We start from the raw sequence: 18,609 nt of genomic DNA, 5'->3' as shown, positions 1-18,609 counted from the left end.
TGGTATACCAAACAATGAGGGCACTCCCGGAGGTCGTCAAGCGTTTGGTATACCGTGATGACTTCGATACGGGGAGGAAACATGACCGGGACCAGTGCGACGACGCCCGCCGGTGCGACAGGGGACGCCGGCGGCAACGGAATCGGCTGGCTGCGCGACCAGGTCTGCGAGGGCCTGCGCGACCGGATCATCACCGGACGGCTCAAGCCGGGGGACCGGCTCGTGGAGCGCGATGTGGCGGAGGAGTTCGGGGTCTCCCGGGTCCCGGTGCGTGAGGCGATCCGCATCCTGCTGGGCGAGGGGTTCCTGGAGGCGCTGTCGCCGCGCCGGATCGTCGTCAAACAGCTGTCCCGGCAGGACGTCGAAAACCTCTTCGACATGCGGGAGGCGCTGGAGGTGCTGGCGGTGCGACGCGCCGCGGAGCGCCGCAGCGACGAGCAACTGCGCCGGCTGGACGAGCTGCTGGAGACCGCACGACAGGCCACGGCGTCCGGCAGGGCAGAGCTCATCTCGCGCGCGAACGCGGCGTTCCACCACCACATCGTGGAGCTGTCCGGCAACGAACTGCTCGCCTCCACGCTGGAGTCCCTGGAAGGGCGGCTGCGCTGGCTCTTCCAGCAGATCGACGATCCCGGCCCGCTGTGGGACGAGCACCGCGAGCTGTACGACGCGATCGCGGCGGCGGACTCGGACGCGGCGGCGGACTGCTCGCTGCGGCACGTGCAGCACTACCGGAAAGTCGCGCTCGGGCTGTTGTTCACCTGATGGGGCAGGATGGCCACATGCGCATCGCGGTCACCGGCTCGACCGGACTCATCGGTACGGCACTGGTTCGCTCGCTGCGGGCGGACAAGCACGACGTGGTACGGCTCGTGCGGCGCACCGCGCGTGCGGCGGACGAGGTGGAGTGGGATCCGCTCCGCCAGTCCGTGGACGCGGTGGGCCTCATCGGTTGCGAGGCGGTCGTGCACCTGGCGGGCGCGGGGGTCGGCGACCGGCGGTGGACGGAGGCGTACAAGAAGGAGATCCGGGACAGCCGGGTGCTCGGCACGGCCGCGATCGCGGAGGCGGTGGCCTCGCTGGAGGTGCCGCCGAGGGTGCTGGTCTGCGGGAGCGCGATCGGCTATTACGGTGACACGGGTGACCGCGCCGTCGACGAGAGCGCGCCGCCCGGCTCCGGTTTCCTCGCGTCGGTGTGCGAGGAGTGGGAGGCGGCGGCGGCCCCGGCCGAAGCGGCGGGCATCCGCGTGGCGTTCGCCCGTACGGGCCTGGTGGTGGCCGGCGAGGGGGGCGCCTGGGGGCGGCTGTTCCCCGTCTTCCGGGCGGGCCTGGGCGGGCGGCTCGGCAAGGGCCACCAGTTCTGGAGCTTCATCTCCCTGCACGACGAGGTCGCGGCGTTCCGCCACATCATCGACACGGACACCCTCTCCGGCCCGGTCAACCTCACCACCCCGACCCCCCTGACCAACCGCGAGGTCACGGAGGCCATGGGCCGCATCCTCCACCGCCCGGCCCTCTTCACGGTCCCGCCCTTCGCCCTGCGCATCGCCCTGGGAGAGTTCGCCGAGGACGTCCTGAGCAGCCAGCGCGTCCTCCCGAAGAAGCTCCTCGACTCGGGCTTCACCTTCACCCACCCCTCGATCGACGAAGCCATCCGCGCGGCCCTCCCCTGACGGGGGCCTCCGCCCCTGGGGCCCCGCGCGCTCTGCCTGGCTCGCGGTCGCGGTACCGCGGGGGCCCGCGTGTCCGTTCTCAAACGCGGGACGGGCTGGAAGAGCGCCCCACACCGACGGGGCGGCCGCATGTCCGTCCTCAAACGCCGGACGGGCTGGAAGAGCGCCCCACACCGACGGGGCGGCCGCATGTCCGTCCTCAAACGCCGGACAGGCGGCGCTTGCGCGGTACCGCGAGGCAGGCGGGGTGTCGGTCCTCAAACGCCGGACCGGCTGGAAGTGCGCCGGATGCGGGCTTGAAATGTGGCCGCGCGCCGACGGCCGGGCCGGGCAGCGGTCCCCGCCGGACGGGTACCAGGGAGCCCTACGCCCCACGCCCGCCAGGGCGTAGGGGGAGGGTGCGGGCGGAGCCGAGGAGTCCGGCCCCGCTGGGCCCCCACGCCCGCAGGGCGTAGGGGAGCTCGAGGCGCGGGTCGCGGGTCGCGGGTCGCGGGTCGCGGGGACAGATCACCCGAACCAAGCCAGGGGCCAGTCCCCCGAACTGGAGCTGGGTTGGAGCCCCGAGCCACGGTCCGGGGCGAAGTCCCCGAACCCGGAGCTGGGGGCCCGCGCCCCGAAACCCGCGTCCGGGCGCAAGCCCCGCCGGGGTCCGGGGGCGGAGCCCCCGGTTCGGGAAGGGGCGGGGTGGGGTGGGGTGGGGAAAAGGCCCGCCGCAGGCGACCCGCACCCCGACCCACCCCGACCCGACCCGACCCGCAGGGAGGCGCACACACGTGCGACCCCGTGCTGCCGGGCGACCGATGTGCGCGGCTGGCGGGCCGCCCACCGCAGGGTTTCTACTCTCCACCCGAACTCCGGCATTGCGCAGGCCTGTTGGGGGAATGAGGCCCCACACCAGCCGCGCCGACCTCGGGGAGGGGCACGTGCTCAGCAGCGCACGCCACGCGGACGTCGTCATCATCGGGGCCGGTGTCGCCGGCCTGTCGGCGGCTCATCAGCTGACCAGCGCGGGGGTCACGGTCACCGTGCTGGAGGCCGCGCCCACCGTCGGTGGCCGGATGGCCACGGAACGGGTCGACGGGTTCCGGCTCGACCGGATCGGGCAGTTGCTCAACACCTCGTACCCGGAGCTACGCCGCACCCCCGGCCTCGCCGACCTCGGGCTCGAACTCCGCACGTTCTCGCCCGGCGTGCTCGTGCACAGCGAGGGCCGGCACCACAGGGCGGGCGTGCGCCGGAGCTCCCCCCACACCCCCCGGCGCGTAGGGGGAGCACTCACCGCCGCGCGCGCCCTCGCAAGCGCCCCCCGCACCCCGCTCGGCGAGGCCTTCGACCAGGCGCGCCTGGCAGCCGCTCTCGGCCGCATCGCCGCCACCCCTCCGCGCCGCCTCCTCGCGCGCCCCGAACTTCCCACCCTGGAGGCCCTGCACGCCCGCGGATTCTCCGCCCGTACCGTCAACGGCTTCCTGCGCCCCCTCCTCTCCGCCCTGCTGGGGGACCCGGAGCTCACCACGTCCAGCCGCGTCGCCGACCTCGTGCTGCGCGGCTTCGCCCGGGGCCGGCTGTGCGTCCCGGCGGGCGGGGCCGCCGCGCTTCCCGAGGCGCTCGCGGACACCCTCCCGCCCGGCACGGTCCGCACCGGCGTACGCGTCACCGACGCGTCGATCAGCTCGGTCGTCACCGAGGAGCACGGCCGCGTCAGCTGCCGTTCCCTGCTCCTCGCGACCGGCGCGCGCACCGCCGCCACGCTTCTGCCGGGCCTGCGCGTGCCCGCCTTCCATCCCGTGACGGTCCTTCACCACACCGCACCCACACCGCCGTTGCGCGAGCCCGCACTGCTGCTGGACGCGGACCGCACCGGTCCCGTGTCGCACACCGCGGTGATGAGCGAGGTCGACCCCTCCCGTGCCCCGCACGGCCGCCCCCTGATCACCTCCACCGTCCCCGGCCGCCCGCCCGCCGACCTCGACCGCCGTGTCCGCGCCCAGCTCGCCGGCCTGTACGGCACGCCCACCGACGACTGGGAGCTGCTCGCCGTCCACCACGACCCGGAGGCCGTGCCCGCGATGCCCCCGCCGCACGACCCGCGCCGCGCCGTGCGGCTGATCGACGGGCTCTACGTCTGCGGCGACCACCGGGACACGAGCACGGTGCAGGGCGCGCTGTTCTCGGGCCGCAGGGCCGCGCAGGCGATCCTGCACGACTTCGGCGTCCGGCCGGGGTATTCGACAGCGTCGCTCACCACCGCCGCCGCCTGATTCATCCGACCTCTCTCTTGTCACCGCCAGTACTTGCGGCGGGCGCTCGAGGCGGAGGCACCGGCCGACGCACCCTGGGGCGGACGCCCGGGAACCCAGCCCGTTCGGCGCCTGAGGACGGGCACACGGGCCCATCCGACGCGAAGCGGCACGCTTCCGGAACCCGCTCCCCCGCGGCAGCGGACGCTCAGCCGATCGCCGCGACGCGGTCCCGGTACCCCCGTACCGCGGCCGCGTCGCGGTACGGCTCCAGGCGGCGCTCGAAGTCGCGTACGTACTCGGTCGCGCGGGCCGAGCGCATCTCGGAGGCCTGCTGAGCGGCCTCGGCGCCGAGCGCGCAGGCCTGGTCGAGCTCGCCGAGCCCGAGGCGCGCGGACGCGAGCACGACCCGGCAGAACAGCCGGCTGCGCGCGAAGCCGGGCCCCCGCAGCTGCAACGACCGCTCCGCGTGCTGGACCGCCGCCCGGTACTGCTGCAGATCGCGGTGGCAGTGCCCGAATTCGTCCGCCAGCTGTGCCTCGTCGAAGAAGCGCGCCCAGTGCGGGACCTCGTCCCCCGGCCGCGCCGCCTCCAGCGCGCGCTCGGCCCGTACGAGCGAGGCCGTGCAGGCGCGGACCTCCCCGAGCACCCCGTGGCCGCGGCCCTCGACGGCGTGCAGGAGGGCCTGGACGACGGGCGGGGCGGAGGAGCCGACGCCCTGCTGGGCGACGCGGGTCAGCTGGACGGCCTCGCGGCCGTGGCCCAGGTAGACCGCCTGCCGGGCCATCGTGACCAGGACGTACGACCCGTACGCCCGGTCGCCGGCCGCCTGGGCGAGGCGCAGCGCCTGGACGAAGTACCGCTGGGCGAGGCCGTGCGCGGCGATGTCGTACGACGTCCAGCCCGCGAGGCGGGTCAGATCGGCCGCGGCGGCGAAGAGCCGCCGCCCGGTGGACTCCCCGTACGTGCCGCGCAGCATCGGCTCGGCCTCGTGCTCCAGGTACCGGACGAGGGCCTGACGGGCGTGCCCGCCTCCGTACGCCTGGTCGAGCGTGCGGAAGAGGTCGGCGACGGAGCGCAGGGCCGCGATGTCCCCGGCGGTGACCTTCTGGCCGGGGTCGCGGTCCGTCCCGCGCTGCCGCGGTACGGAGGGCCGGCCCTGCGCGGGGACCCGCACCGCACCCGGTTGCGCGGTGGCCGGGTCCGTGCGGCCGACCCGCTCGTCGGCCCGCCCGATCAGCCAGTCCCGGCTCGGCACGACGAGACCGGCCGGCGTGAACGCGATCTTCCGCAGCTCGGCGTGGCTGCCCGAGTCCTTGCGCCACAGCCCGCTGACGATGTCCACGGCCTCCTCGGGCGTGGCCGCGAACTCCAGCCCCGCGTAGACCGGCGCACAGGCGTCCAGCCCCAGGTCCTGCGCGGACAGCCGTCGCCCGAGCCGCCGGGTGAAGACCTCGGCGATCAGGGCGGGCGTCGTACCGCGCGGCTGCTGCCCGCGCAGCCACCGGGTCACCGAGGTCTTGTCGTACCGGAGGTCGAGGCCGTGCTCGAGGCCGAGCTGGTCCACTCGGCGGGCAAGCCCTGCGTTGGAGAATCCGGCCTCGGCGATGAGCGCGGCGAGCTGGCGGTTGGGAATGCGCTGCGGGGGTCGTTCCGTCATCAGCTGTGCGGTCTCCTGCCTTCCGGGCCCCGGGTGCAGCCCTCATGGAACGGCGCGAATTTAGCGGCCCTAACCGACTCAGCCACCACCTTCGCCCCGCATTCATCCGATCGTGTGAGGATTGAGGGCGGCGCTGACGGGCGCGGCGCGAGTCGTAGAGTGGCCGGGCGCGATAAGTGCACCGTGAAAGCTTTAGGGAGGCACAACGGTGAGCGAGCTGCGATTTGTCCATCTGGGCTTCGGCGACGACGCCGTCGAGTACCAGGCGGCCTGGGACGAGCAGCGCCGCGTGCACGCGGCCCGGTTCGCCGGCGAGATCCCCGACACGTGTCTGCTGCTGGAGCACCCGCCGGTCTACACCGCGGGCCGGCGTACGGAGGACAGCGAGCGCCCCCTGGACGGCACTCCGGTCATCGACGTCGACCGCGGCGGCAAGATCACCTGGCACGGCCCCGGCCAGCTCGTCGGCTACCCGATCATGCAGCTGCCCCGCCCGGTGGACGTCGTCGCCCATGTCCGGCGGCTGGAGGAGGCGCTGATCCGCACGTGTGCGGAGTTCGGCGTGGAGACCAGCCGGGTGGAGGGCCGCAGCGGCGTGTGGGTGCTCGGTGATCCGGTCGAGCAGCGACCGTCGATCGGAGGGCTCTCGCTCGACTTCGACCCGCGGCTGCACGACGAGGAGTTCGACCCGCGCCTCAGCGGCCCGGAGTACGCCCCGTCCAACGCCGGACAGCGGCGCGAGGACCGCAAGCTCGCCGCCATCGGCATCCGGGTCGCCAAGGGCGTGACGATGCACGGCTTCGCCCTGAACGTGAACCCAGACAACACCTGGTTCGACCGGATCGTGCCGTGCGGCATCCGGGACGCGGGCGTGGCCTCGCTCGCGAACGAGGTGGGCCAAGACGTGACGATCGCCGAGGTCCTGCCGGTCGTCGAGAAGCACCTGCGCGAGGTGCTGGAGAACGCGGACCTGCAGCCCCGGACGATCGAGCACGAGCCCGAGCCGGCCCCGGCGCCGACCGCCTGAGGAATGCCCGCCTCTGGCCAGAGGTTGGCCAGCCGTAAGGGCATCACAATCAACGGGCGTACCCTGGTGGACGCCGAAGAATCGAAGTGTAGGGAGCCGGTCGTGTCCGCTGTCGCACCCGACGGACGCAAGATGCTGCGTCTGGAGGTCCGGAACAGCCAGACCCCCATCGAGCGCAAGCCCGAGTGGATCAAGACCCGGGCGAAAATGGGCCCCGAGTACAACCAGCTGCAGAAGCTCGTCAAGAGCGAGGGTCTGCACACGGTCTGCCAGGAGGCCGGCTGTCCCAACATCTTCGAGTGCTGGGAGGACCGCGAGGCGACCTTCCTCATCGGCGGCGACCAGTGCACCCGGCGCTGCGACTTCTGCCAGATCGACACGGGCAAGCCGCAGGCGCTCGACCGTGACGAGCCGCGCCGCGTCGGCGAATCGGTCGTCACGATGGACCTGAACTACGCCACGATCACCGGCGTCGCCCGCGACGACCTGGAGGACGGCGGCGCCTGGCTGTACGCGGAGACCGTGCGCCAGATCCACGCGCAGACCGCGGACCGCGAAGCCGGCCGCACCAAGGTCGAGCTGCTGATCCCGGACTTCAACGCGGAGCCGGACCAGCTGGCCGAGGTCTTCTCGTCCCGCCCCGAGGTGCTCGCGCACAACGTCGAGACCGTGCCGCGGATCTTCAAGCGCATCCGCCCCGGCTTCCGTTACGAGCGCTCGCTGAAGGTGATCACCGAGGCCCGCGCGGCCGGTCTCGTCACCAAGTCGAACCTGATCCTCGGCATGGGCGAGACCCGTGAGGAGGTCAGCGAGGCGCTGCAGCACCTGCACGACGCCGGCTGCGAGCTGATCACGATCACGCAGTACCTGCGCCCGTCGGTGCGGCACCACCCCGTGGAGCGCTGGGTCAAGCCGCACGAGTTCGTGGAGCTCAAGGAGGAGGCCGAGGAGATCGGCTTCTCCGGTGTGATGTCGGGCCCGCTGGTGCGTTCGTCGTACCGGGCCGGACGGCTCTTCCAGCAGGCGATCGAGAAGCGCGGCGAGGTGGCGGCTACGCAGGCCGTGTGAATTCCCGCACAAGAAACTACCGGCCAGTAATGGCCGATTCGGCGCGGCTCGTACGCTCCCCCGCAGGTCGGGGGCGCGTACGGGCCGCGTCGGCGTTCCGGTCGAACGAGTAAACGTTTCATCAGCGTTTGACCGGCCGGTCACGCCCTGGTAACACCAATCAGTGACTCTGTCTTTACGCACCGCACGCACGCTCCCGTTCCACACCACGCCCCCGAGGGAGACCTTCGCCATGCAGGCCGCGACCTCCGTACGCGCCAACGCGCTCCCGACCCTCGCCCAGGCCCTCCGTGCCGTCGAGGCCGTGCTCCTGGGCAGCGGCCAGCGCACCGCCCGCCGCAACGCCTGGACCGCGGTGCTCGAGGACCGGCGCCGCGCCAAGGACCGGGTCGAGGCCGAGCACGTGCTGGAGGCCGCGCTGACTCGCTCCTCCTGAGCCACGTAAACTTCAAGACATGGCGAGGAAGGAACAGGCAGCTGCTGCTGCCGATGCGAATCCCGGGCGACTCAAGCAGATCGCCCTGACGTACAAGATGACCCGGCGGGCCGACTCGAAGGTCGGTCTTGTCGTCGCGGGTGTGGGAATCGTCACCTTCGGTGTCTTCCTCGCGATCGGCTTTCTGATCGGGTACCCGGTCTATCTCGGCATTCTGGGCTTCCTACTGGCCTTCCTCGCGATGGCGATCGTCTTCGGACGCCGCGCCGAGCGGGCTGCCTTCGGGCAGATGGAGGGACAGCCGGGCGCGGCGGCCGCGGTGCTGCAGAACATCGGCCGTGGCTGGAGCACGACCCCGGCGATCGCGATGAACCGCAGCCAGGACGTCGTCCACCGCGCCGTCGGCAAGGCCGGCGTCGTGCTGGTGGCCGAGGGCAACCCGAACCGGCTGAAGAGCATGCTGGCGGCCGAGAAGAAGAAGATGGCCCGGGTCGTCGTGGACGTCCCTGTGCACGACATCATCGTCGGCAACGGCGAGGGCCAGGTGCCGCTGAAGAAGCTGCGCACCACGATGATCAAGCTGCCGCGGGTGCTCAGCGGCCCGCAGGTGACGCAGGCGAACGACCGACTGCGCGCCATGGGCGACCTGATGAGCAACATGCCGCTGCCGAAGGGCCCGATGCCCAAGGGAATGCGGATGCCGCGCGGCGGGAAGATGCGCTGACGTTTTCCCGACGAGACGAGTACGAAGAGGGCGCCCCCGCGGATGCGGGGGCGCCCTCTTCGTGTGCGGGTCGCGTATGGGGGTGGGGAGACCGGGGCGAAATACGAGGCCTACCGGACCCGGGCCCAGGGACCAGAAGCCGGGTCTGACCGGACCCGGGCCCAGGGACCAGAAGCCGGGTCTGACCGGACCCTGGCCCGACGGACTAGATCCGCACCTGAACGGCGCGGGACAGCCGGTCGTGGAGCCCGCGGCCGTCGCGGTCCCAGACGAGCGCCGGGATGGCGAGGCAGAGCAGCACGCTCCGTACGACCACGCGGACGACACCCAGCCGCCCGCCGTTCTCGGCGATGACGCGGATGCCGAGGAGCCGTTTGCCGGGCGTACTGCCGATGGTGCCGACGGTGAGCACGCTCAGTACGAGGAAGATCAGCAGCGCCCAGTTGCCGGCCGCCTGCTGGTTGCCGTTGGCGAGCAGCCCGTATGCGATCAGCATGCACAGCGCCCAGTCGATGAAGAGGGCACCGAAGCGCCGCCCGAGCGGGGCGATGGCGCCGGGTCCCTCCTGCGGGAGTCCGAGCCGCTCACCCCGGTAGCCGAAGTCGGCTCCCATGTCCTCGGCCGCCGCGCGGGGGCCGGAAAGCCACGAACCGATTGCCTGCCTGTTGTCCACCCGTCCACGGTACTGTGCGCGCTTTTGATCACCCCTGCCCGGGTCCGGCCGGCGGCGCCAGGACATGCCGCATCACCGGCCCGGTTAACTTCCGCGAAACAAATGAGTCATGCTGGAGAAATCCCATCTGCCTAGGGTCGTGTTCAGCGTGTGCCACCGCACTGGCTGCACGACCGAGTGACAACCCCGCCCCTCCCCGGGTGGGAGTAGGAGGAGTTGGATGTTCCAGAACGCCGACGACGCCAAGAAGTACATTGCGGACAATGACGTCAAGATGATCGACGTCCGGTTCTGCGACCTTCCCGGCGTGATGCAGCACTTCACGATTCCGGCCACGGCGTTCGACCCGTCTGATGAGCTGGCCTTCGACGGCTCGTCGATCCGCGGCTTCCAGGCGATCCACGAGTCCGACATGGCGCTGCGCGCGGACCTGTCCACGGCGCGCCTGGACCCGTTCCGCCGTGACAAGACCCTGAACATCAACTTCTTCATCCACGACCCGATCACCGGCGAGCAGTACAGCCGCGACCCGCGGAACATCGCCAAGAAGGCCGAGACCTACCTCGCCTCCACCGGCATCGCGGACACCGCGTACTTCGGTCCCGAGGCCGAGTTCTACGTCTTCGACAGCGTGCGCTTCCAGACCAGCGCGAACGAGGGCTTCTACCACATCGACTCCGAGGCCGGAGCCTGGAACACGGGCGCGATCGAGGACAACCGTGGGTACAAGGTCCGCTACAAGGGCGGCTACTTCCCGGCCCCGCCGGTCGACCACTTCGCCGACCTGCGCGCCGAGATCTCCCTGGAGCTGGAGAACGTCGGCATCCAGGTCGAGCGCCAGCACCACGAGGTCGGCACCGCCGGCCAGGCCGAGATCAACTACAAGTTCAACACGCTGCTCGCCGCGGCCGACGACCTGATGCTCTTCAAGTACATCGTGAAGAACGTCGCCTGGCGCAACGGCAAGACCGCGACCTTCATGCCCAAGCCGATCTTCGGCGACAACGGCTCCGGCATGCACGTCCACCAGTCCCTGTGGCAGGGCGGCGCGCCGCTCTTCTACGACGAGCAGGGTTACGCGGGCCTCTCGGACACCGCCCGCTACTACATCGGCGGCATCCTGAAGCACGCCCCGTCGCTGCTGGCCTTCACCAACCCGACGGTGAACTCGTACCACCGCCTGGTCCCGGGCTTCGAGGCGCCGGTCAACCTGGTGTACTCGCAGCGCAACCGCTCGGCCGCGATGCGGATCCCGATCACGGGCTCCAACCCGAAGGCCAAGCGCGTCGAGTTCCGCGCCCCTGACCCGTCCTCGAACCCGTACCTGGCCTTCTCGGCGCTGCTCCTCGCCGGCCTCGACGGCGTCAAGAACAAGATCGAGCCGGCCGAGCCGATCGACAAGGACCTCTACGAGCTCGCCCCCGAGGAGCACGCGGGCGTCCCGCAGGTCCCGACCTCCCTCCCGGCGGTCCTCGACGCCCTCGAGGCGGACAACGAGTACCTGCAGGCGGGCGGCGTCTTCACGGCGGACCTCATCGAGACCTGGATCGACTACAAGCGGACGAACGAGATCGCGCCGATCCAGCTGCGTCCGCACCCGCACGAGTTCGAGCTCTACTTCGACATCTAAGAGGCGGGGCCGGGCGACCTGGGCGGAAGCCCTGCAAACAGGCTGTGACCTGCGAAAACTCTTCTCAGTAGTTCTCACTGTCACCGCTTGCTTTCCGCCCCCCTTGTGCACCGAGTGTGCACCGCCCGGCCAATCCTCTGACTTGATGTCAGAAACGACAGCGAGGGCCGTTACCCCATAGTCGGGGTAGCGGCCCTCACTGCTTGTCCAGACTCTGTGTGCGGCGGCGGCCTTCTTCGTCTCCTAGTAACGGGTCGGGTCGGTGACCTGCGGCGATGATGGCCGCAGGTCGCTGACCTGGTCTTTTGGCGATGACTGGCGATGGGGTGCGACGGTCCTGATCGGGTGTCCTGCGGACTGTGCGGACTGCGTGAAGCGGTCACGGTGCCAGCGCGGCGGCCACTCGGGCCAGGCGAGCGGCTGACAGCGCGAAGCGGTTGGCGGGGTTTCGGAAGGAGTAATCGCCGTCGTTGACGGAGAAACCGTGCCCGGATGTCGTCCAGCGCGCAGCGCCGGGAGCCCCTTGGCCTTCCAGGAGAGCTGCGGCGAGGGTCTCGGGGGCTTCCGTGCTGGTACGGGCGCGTAGCGCGACCGCCAGACGGTCAACGGCATCATCGCCGGCGCCGCCAGGGGCCGACCGCGCTGGTCCGCCCCGCGGGCGAAGCTCCCGAGGTGCGAGTGCCGCTTGGGGGATTCGAATCCGAGGGTCGGGAGCGGAACCGGTGCGGGAAGAGAGGTGCTTCATGGCTGCATGGCCGCGCTCAGGGACGGTGTTGAGCCGGATGCACGGCTCAACACCGTTTGCCGCGAAACCTACCGGGTGCCCTCCGTGAAAACATCACTGTCCGCGCTGAAGATGACGACCTTCTCGATCAGATCGCCATTGAGGTGGAGGACCTCGGATCCCAGTGCCGTCTTGTTGCCCAGGAATCCGAAGGCCCAGCTCCAGTGGATGAATTCCTTGTTCTGGGAGTGGCTCACGAGCCGGCCGCTCAGGGGCGGAGCCTTGCGCTGCACAACGTCGATGTAGTCGTTGATGACGTCTCGGCCTACGAAGACGTCCTCAGGCTCCATGAACGTGACGTTCTCCGTGTAGATCTCCTCCATCGCCTTGGCGCGCTCGGCCGCATCCGGGATCATCCAGACCTCCAGATGCTTGGCTATGAGCACCCGGGCGCGGTCCGACCCACCAATCAGAGTCAGGTGGAGCCGGGAGATCCGCCCGTCCGAGTCCAGGGAGACGGTGACATGGCCGCTTCCGGAGCACCCGTTGCCCTGCAGGTCCAGCCCGGCCTGGCTCCACTTGCCAGTGATGGAGCCGTCGGCCTCCACGGAAGCCGTCCAATGGTGCTTGGACTCCTTCCACTTGGCTGCCTGTGCCCGGTGGAAGTCGACGGCCAGCTCCCGGCCCCGGACCATTTCCCCGCTGTGCATCAGCATCACGTTCTCGGCGAAGATGTCACGAAGGTCGTCCAGGCCGGAGTGGCCACTATCGGCCGAGTCCACGAGTTCGAAATAGCGGTCAAGTACTGTCGTCATGCTTGAATCCCTCTCTGGCCGCAAATGTTCAAATTTGCGCTTATCGCTGGTGGAGAAAGCGGGTTCCGCATCTGCTCACCCCTTCATGGCAGGCGCCACGGGATCAAGGGGGACAGTGCGTCGCCACTCAGGTGTCCGGCTGCCTCGCCGCAGAGTGCGCTCCGGTTTCTTCGGGAAGCCGAGCGAGGTGGTGAAGCCGGCAAGGCTCACCTCCCGGTCTGCGAGGCCCACCGGCGAGACGCCGGTGACCACGGCGCCGCCGGCCCGGGATGACGCAAGCGACCGCAACCGCGAGGTCGCCCCTGATCACGGCGTCCGCCGCGTCGGGCCGCCCGACGGTGGCGGAGGTCATGAGCCGGCGCCGCGCAGGATCCGCAGGTCGTCCGTCGCCTGACGGCGCATGGCGGGGAGGAGCGGACGCACCGGCTCCGGCAGGCTCGCGAGCACCAGTTCCACCTCCGCGGGCGTGCCCACCTCGTCGAGGAGGCCCACCATGAGGTGTCCGGCCACGGGCGGCGTGGTGGCGATCACCCGCTGGGCGAAGTCCTGCCAGTCCTCGGGACTGATGTGGTCGCGGAGCGCGGGGAAGAGGATCGGCTCTTCACGGGCCAGGTGGTCGTGCACCGTGTCGCGCACCGCGACGGCCGCGTCCCGCAGCGCGGCCCGGACTGCGTCCACCACGCCGCCGTCACCGAGGCCGGCACTGCCTGCCTCACCGGCCCCGCCCTCAGCCTCGTCGCCGCTCACGGCCACCGCGGCCAGCAGATCGAGCGCCGCGTCCAGGCGCTCGTGCTCCTCGCTCAGCGCGTCGAGCGCGTGTTCCGTGGCCGGCGCCGCCGCGACGATCCGCGGCCACAGGTCCTCGTCCTCGGTCTCGTGGTGATGGCGCAGGTTCACGACGAGAAAGTCGCGCAGCTGCACCAGTGCGCCGAGCGGCACCGAAGGGCGAACGGCCGCCTCGGCCAGCAGGGTGGTGGCAACGCGGTGGACCTCATGAACAAGCCGGGTCTCAACGACCGCCGGGGGGTGCTCGGGGGCATCTTTCGTCATACCGCGAAGATATTCATTAGAGGGTCCAATCGTCAAAATAGTGACTCATCGTGGAAGAGGTATACTGCGTCGGTGGCCACCCGGAAGTACGACTGCCCCCGCCGCACCAGCTCGGCAGCCGCCACGCATGAGGCCATCCTGAGCAACGCGCACAGGCTCTTCCTGGCCCGCGGGTACGCCGGGGTCACCATCGGGGAGATCGCGGAGGCAGCAAACGTCGCCGTGCCAACCGTGTACAGCAGCGCGGGAAACAAGCCGAGCATCCTGACGGCCCTGCTGGAGCCGGCCCTCACCGACCCGGCCATCGCCGACACCCTCGCCGCCGTCGAGGCCAGCGACAACCCGCGCACCGTGATCGAGCTGACCGCCGAGGGCACCCGGCTCACCCACGAACGCCACTGGGAGCTCGTGTACGGGCTCTTCTACCGAAACCCCCCGGGGGAACCCGCCGTCAAGGCGGTCCTGGACAGGGGGGCCGACGGCTACGTCCAGGCCCTGACCCGCGTAGCCGACCGCCTCGTGGCGCTCGACGCACTCCGTGCCGACGTCCCTCGCGCGGAGGCCGTCGACATCCTCTGGTTCCACCTCGGCCCTCACGCCTGGATGACGCTCGTCGGCGAACGCGCCTGGCCGTTCGACCGCGCCCAGACCTGGACCGCCCGCTCCGCCTGCCAGGCACTGCTGAAGGACTACTGAGACCAAACCGCCGGGCCGTCCGTGGGCCGTGGAGGGTTGGCCGACGGCGACCGCCAACGACCAATGACAGCCGCTTCTCGCAGGTCAGGAACCCCCTCGACGCAGGCCCGCAGGTCGCCGACAGGAGTGATCAGCTCTTCGACATCTCAGAACGCCGCAGGTCAGAGCGGGTTTCCGCTCGCCTGGGCCGTCCGTCAGCAGGCCGTCGGCCGTGCTCCTCCCTCACCGGAAGGCACGGCCGACGGCCGTTTCGGCATCGCGTCCGAGCGGTCCGCCTCCTCGCCGTTGGACACACTCGAACGTACCCTTCGAGGCCACCATCGACCGGGCCCGCGCCATCCTCGTCGAACACATCGCCCAGTACGGGGCATTCGAGATCACCTGCCTGGGCGGCATTCTGGTCTGCCGCCGCTGAGGGGAGACGCCTGGTTCAGACCTCGGACCGCTCGGACCCCAGCAGCTCCCGCAGCTCCCCCACCGCCTCCCGGAGCCGGTCGGCGAAGGTCCGCATCTGGTCGGCCACCGCCTGCGGGGTGCTCAGATAGAGGTTGAACCGCTCGGGCAGCAGCACATAGGCGACGCCGATGCACCGGCTGCTCGTCGATCCGAAGCCGAAGTACTGGATGTTGTGGGACGGCGCGGAGCTGGTGCTCAGGTAGTCGTCCCGCATCGTCAGCCAGCCCGGGGTCCGGTAGAGCGCGGGCTGCTCGGGCACGCCGAGTTCTGTGCCGCGGCGGCGCTGGATCATTTCCAGTTCCCACAGGTGCTGCTCGGGGACCTGGCCGGCCTGGGATGCCTTTGCGCGGGAGACGTGGGCCTCGGCGGCGGCCCGGAATGCTGCGCGACGGGTGTCCGCGTCGGCCGCCGGGTCCTCCATCGCCGTCACGAACTCCAGCATCTCGGGAGTGACGACACGCATCGCCTCGGTCCGGCCGTTGCGGTACTGCCGGGTGGCGATCGACTCGTACGTGGCGCCCAGCAGTCCCTTGGCGCGCTGATGGGCGAGCTGGTAGGCGCACTGGACGAAGGCGTCAGGCGAGACGCCGAGCGACTTGGCCGTGGTGCTGCCGAAGTCCGCGAAGGACACGGTCGTGGTCGCCGTGGCCTCCCCGTACGCGGCGAACACGTCGGCCGCGGCGCGCACCTGGGCCCGTAGCGCGTCGTCCACCTCGAACACGACCGGCTCCAGCGTCGGCAGGCCCTGGGAGCGGGCTCCGGACTGCCGGCTGTGCTCCTCGGCCGAGGTGCTCAGGAGGAAGTCGGTGAAGCTGAGGATGGTGGTCCCGTCCAGCTCGCAGTGCTCCACGTTGATGCCGGCCCGGCCGTCCGCGAAGACGATCAGCGACACGGCCTTGTCGAACCAGCGGTTGCCACGGTCGCCGTAGAGCAGTTCGTCACAGGCCTCCTGGGTGTCCGCGGGGGCGAAGTCCTCCAGGCAGACGCAGAACAGCGCGGACTCGACGATGTCCAGCGCATCCGCGTTGCCGGGGTGGCAAGCGAGCAGGGACTCACGGGCGGCCGCCCACTCCGCACGGGCCATGGTGGTGAGATGGCCCACGGACGTCGGGGCGGCGGGCTCGGCTCCTGCCTTCATCACGGCGCGAAGGCCCGCTTCGAGGTCGTCCAGGCCGTACGGGACGCCGCCAGCGCCCAGCACGTCCAGCCGGAACATGCCGCCGCGGAAGAAGACCACGATGTGCCGGGCCTTGGACGGGCCCGGCCACTCGTCGCTGTAGGGGGCCCGCACGGTGTCCTGCTGTGCGCCGGGGATCCGGGTCGTGGAGAACAGGAACTTGTTCTGCACCATCGACTGGGGCACACCGCGCAGCCCCACCGGCGCAATGAGCTCCTGATCGAGCTGCCGCTTGTAGTTGAGGGCCCCGGCGATGAGTCCGGCCGCCCGCTCCACCTGCGCCTGGCCGGATTCCTGGAACAGGAAGAAGAAGTTGGCGTTGAGCGCGATCCGGTCCCGGCGGCCCAGGTAGCGGTACGGCCAGAAGGTGTCGAGCCAGCTGTGCACGCCCTCCGTGGCGTCGTACTCCTCCAGCGCCGCCTGCAGCACCCGGCCGGGTCCTCCGGGCCGGAGGAATGCGGCCACTTCCGCCTCGGTCGCCGCCCGCTCGCCGGCGGACAGCAGCGGTGCGCACCAGGCGAGGAACCTCTCGCAGCTCGCCTCCAGCGTGGGCAGCGGCACGCGCGGCAGGCGGTCCTCCAGAGAGAAGGTCCCGCTGTCCACCGCGCCCTGACTGTTGTTCACTTCTGCACTCGATTCGGGTCGTTGGAATCTGTGGTGCCGTACGGCCGGGACACGTAGAGCTGTGCGTAGAGCCAGCCTTCCGTCTCGAGGCCCCGCGGATCCACCCCTGCGGACGACATGGTGTCCACCACGAGCGCCTGTTCCTCCGCGGAGGCGAACCGCCTCTGCCTGAACACCTCGTCGACGCGGACGGTCCGGTACCCCAGCCCGGTCAGTGCGCGCTCGACGCGGTCGAACGGGAACATCCGCAGGACGAAGTGCGCCATCCATGGCCTGCGGTCGCCTTGGGCCCGTACGACGCGCGTGAGCGTCCGTTCCGTGACGTAACCGAGGCAGCCCGTCGAGATCACCAGGTGCGTCCCGGAAAGCTGGTCGCGCTGCCGGGGTGTCGGCTCGTCGTTCTCCAGGTCGGCGTGCACGGCGTCGTCGAGGAGTCCGGCCTCCAGCGCGTAGGACAGCGCGCTGCCGGAGGTGTCCAGGCCGACGAAACGTATGCCCTGCGCGGGCCGGCGCGAGCGGGACAGCTCGCGGTCGCGGGACAGCACGGCATCGCGGCTCTCCCCCTCGCGCTCGTCGTCGCCGTAGCGCTCGTACAGCTCGTCCATGGTCGCGTCGTACTTCAGCAGGGCGGCGTTGATTCCGTACGAGCAGCCGATGTCCAGCACCTTCGGTACCTCGACGTGCTGAGACTCCCGGTACTCCTTGATCAGCTTGGCGAAGTAGGGCTTGGCGTGCTGCGGAACGCAGTAGCCGAGCGGACGCAGCACGCTGAAGTAGGTGCGCGGGTCGGGCTGTGTGTAGATGTGATCGAGCGAGACTTTTCCGGTCGCGTCGAAACGCACAGGGCTTGCTCCTCCGTGGATCGCAGAGTGGGAAACGCCTGGATGTCGTCCACGGGACGTCTGAGGCACACCGCATGCCCCCGGCGCCCGCTAGTCCAGCAGTCGGTCGCCCCGCACGGCCCGGCCCTCGGCAGCCAGGTGCTCGGGCAGTACCCGGCCGAAGAGCTGCCGGGTCCGTGCCACGCTCCCGATGACCCCGGGACGCTCGCTGTAGGCGAATATCGCGGAGTGGCGCGCGACCTCACCCCGCACGGGGCTCACCCGGTGCAGCGAGTAGCGGCCCTTGAACAACTGCAGATCACCGGGTTGCAGGGGGAGGCACCGGACGAGCCGCTCGCCCCGGCCGTCCAGCACGTCCCGGACGTCGTCGAATCTCTCGTCGTCCGCGCTCCTGATGTTCGGGCAGTACTCGAAGTCGCCTCCTGCCTGCGCCTGCTGGGTGAGCATGCTCACGGTGAACTCGTTGGTGTCGAAATGCCAGGGGTGCTCCATGCCCGGCGCGACGACGTTGAGCACGAGTCCGGAGAGCGGATCCGCCAGCTCGTGCAGCTGCGGCAGTCCGAAGCAGCGGGCGATGAAGCGCTGGAACTCCTCGTGGGAGTAGAGCCGGCTGATGAGGGAATCGGCGGGTACACGGTCCCGTGCGACGAACGCGTTGCCCCGCTGGAAGGTCCTGCGGCCGGGGTGATCCGCAGGGAGGGCCGAGTCGACGGCGATGTTGTAGACGTTGACGGTTTCGACGTCGAAGTGCGCCCGAGGGGCGATGGCCGAGCACTCCTCCCGCAGGACGTCGCGGAGCGAGGGACGGATGAAGTCCGGCAGTACGGTGCAGCCGACGGCGCGTAGTTCGCGCCGGGCACGGGTGACCACGGCCTGCCCCTCGGCACCTTCGAGTTCCGAAAGGGGGTAACGAGCCGTGTCGATCACCTGGTCAAGCGGCACGGCTTCCAGAGTGCTCATGCGATCCGCCCTCGCTCCGGGATTCTTCAGCAACCTGACTGAGAAGTAACGGAGTTGAAGCTGGCACAGCATCCGCCAGGTTGTCTGTGACCCGTCACACTGCGCAGCGGAATATCACCCCGGGGCGTGAGGCGCCT

Annotated in this window: 16 protein-coding genes; 9 read left to right on the top strand and 7 right to left on the bottom strand. The window is 70.4% G+C overall.

Translation table 11 applies throughout. From position 1 onward, the window contains the following. Positions 1-81: 81 nt before the first annotated feature. The 3 genes from ACFV9O_RS06045 to ACFV9O_RS06035 all read left to right on the top strand — a co-directional run bounded on the left by ACFV9O_RS06045 (position 82) and on the right by ACFV9O_RS06035 (position 3,931). Positions 82-765, top strand: a complete 684-nt coding sequence (locus ACFV9O_RS06045) for a GntR family transcriptional regulator (RefSeq protein ID WP_385412883.1) — start codon at positions 82-84, stop codon at positions 763-765. Positions 766-782: 17 nt separating this feature from the next. Then, on the top strand, positions 783-1,673 hold the full coding sequence (locus ACFV9O_RS06040; protein WP_385412881.1) for a TIGR01777 family oxidoreductase: 891 nt from the start codon (positions 783-785) through the stop codon (positions 1,671-1,673). Between the two features lie 881 nt (positions 1,674-2,554). Next, on the top strand, positions 2,555-3,931 hold the full coding sequence (locus ACFV9O_RS06035; RefSeq protein ID WP_385412879.1) for an FAD-dependent oxidoreductase: 1,377 nt from the start codon (positions 2,555-2,557) through the stop codon (positions 3,929-3,931). A 187-nt stretch (positions 3,932-4,118) separates the two neighbouring features. Here the strand turns inward: ACFV9O_RS06035 and ACFV9O_RS06030 are convergent, their stop codons facing one another. Continuing rightward, entirely contained in the window at positions 4,119-5,570 is a 1,452-nt protein-coding gene (locus ACFV9O_RS06030; protein WP_385412877.1) for a regulator, read from the bottom strand. 208 nt (positions 5,571-5,778) lie between these two features. Here ACFV9O_RS06030 and lipB point away from each other — a divergent pair, with 208 nt between their 5' ends. The 4 genes from lipB (at position 5,779) to ACFV9O_RS06010 (ending at position 8,825) form a co-directional block, all read left to right on the top strand. Continuing rightward, positions 5,779-6,597 (top strand): lipoyl(octanoyl) transferase LipB, encoded by an 819-nt coding sequence (lipB, locus tag ACFV9O_RS06025; protein WP_385412874.1) that lies wholly within the window; start codon positions 5,779-5,781, stop codon positions 6,595-6,597. A gap of 102 nt (positions 6,598-6,699) precedes the next feature. Beyond that, positions 6,700-7,665, top strand: a complete 966-nt coding sequence (gene lipA / locus ACFV9O_RS06020; protein WP_385412871.1) for a lipoyl synthase — start codon at positions 6,700-6,702, stop codon at positions 7,663-7,665. A gap of 232 nt (positions 7,666-7,897) precedes the next feature. Then, the gene (locus ACFV9O_RS06015; RefSeq protein ID WP_385412926.1) at positions 7,898-8,101 is read left to right on the top strand and encodes a hypothetical protein; all 204 of its coding nucleotides are present in this window, start codon (positions 7,898-7,900) and stop codon (positions 8,099-8,101) included. 19 nt (positions 8,102-8,120) lie between these two features. Further along, entirely contained in the window at positions 8,121-8,825 is a 705-nt protein-coding gene (locus tag ACFV9O_RS06010; protein ID WP_385412869.1) for a DUF4191 domain-containing protein, read from the top strand. A 205-nt stretch (positions 8,826-9,030) separates the two neighbouring features. Here the strand turns inward: ACFV9O_RS06010 and ACFV9O_RS06005 are convergent, their stop codons facing one another. Beyond that, positions 9,031-9,498, bottom strand: coding sequence for an RDD family protein (locus ACFV9O_RS06005; RefSeq protein ID WP_385412867.1), 468 nt, complete (start codon positions 9,496-9,498; stop codon positions 9,031-9,033). Between the two features lie 220 nt (positions 9,499-9,718). Here ACFV9O_RS06005 and glnA point away from each other — a divergent pair, with 220 nt between their 5' ends. Further along, the gene (glnA, locus tag ACFV9O_RS06000; RefSeq protein ID WP_385412866.1) at positions 9,719-11,128 is read left to right on the top strand and encodes a type I glutamate--ammonia ligase; all 1,410 of its coding nucleotides are present in this window, start codon (positions 9,719-9,721) and stop codon (positions 11,126-11,128) included. Between the two features lie 813 nt (positions 11,129-11,941). Here glnA and ACFV9O_RS05995 read toward each other — a convergent pair. Continuing rightward, on the bottom strand, positions 11,942-12,667 hold the full coding sequence (locus tag ACFV9O_RS05995; RefSeq protein ID WP_385412865.1) for a hypothetical protein: 726 nt from the start codon (positions 12,665-12,667) through the stop codon (positions 11,942-11,944). A 348-nt stretch (positions 12,668-13,015) separates the two neighbouring features. Beyond that, complete coding sequence (locus ACFV9O_RS05990) at positions 13,016-13,717, bottom strand: hemerythrin domain-containing protein (protein ID WP_385412863.1); 702 nt, start codon at positions 13,715-13,717, stop codon at positions 13,016-13,018. A 72-nt stretch (positions 13,718-13,789) separates the two neighbouring features. On the opposite strand from ACFV9O_RS05990, the gene ACFV9O_RS05985 reads away from it, so the two are divergent. Further along, positions 13,790-14,413, top strand: coding sequence for a TetR/AcrR family transcriptional regulator (locus tag ACFV9O_RS05985; protein WP_385412862.1), 624 nt, complete (start codon positions 13,790-13,792; stop codon positions 14,411-14,413). Positions 14,414-14,843: 430 nt separating this feature from the next. On the opposite strand, the gene ACFV9O_RS05980 is transcribed toward ACFV9O_RS05985, so the two are convergent. The 3 genes from ACFV9O_RS05980 to ACFV9O_RS05970 form a co-directional block, all read right to left on the bottom strand. Then, a complete protein-coding gene (locus tag ACFV9O_RS05980) occupies positions 14,844-16,670 on the bottom strand; it encodes a choline/carnitine O-acyltransferase (protein ID WP_385412859.1) in 1,827 nt (608 codons plus the stop codon). After that, positions 16,667-17,512, bottom strand: a complete 846-nt coding sequence (locus ACFV9O_RS05975; RefSeq protein ID WP_385412856.1) for a class I SAM-dependent methyltransferase — start codon at positions 17,510-17,512, stop codon at positions 16,667-16,669. Before ACFV9O_RS05975 ends, ACFV9O_RS05980 begins: the two co-directional genes overlap by 4 nt. 90 nt (positions 17,513-17,602) lie before the next feature. Further along, positions 17,603-18,472: an arpA protein gene (locus ACFV9O_RS05970; RefSeq protein WP_385412853.1), complete on the bottom strand. Its 870-nt coding sequence runs from the start codon at positions 18,470-18,472 to the stop codon at positions 17,603-17,605. Positions 18,473-18,609 lie beyond the last annotated feature (137 nt).

It is taken from the genome of Streptomyces sp. NPDC059909, assembly GCF_042730885.1.
GTDB lineage: Bacteria > Actinomycetota > Actinomycetes > Streptomycetales > Streptomycetaceae > Streptomyces.
This window is presented reverse-complemented; position numbering and strand designations above follow the sequence as displayed.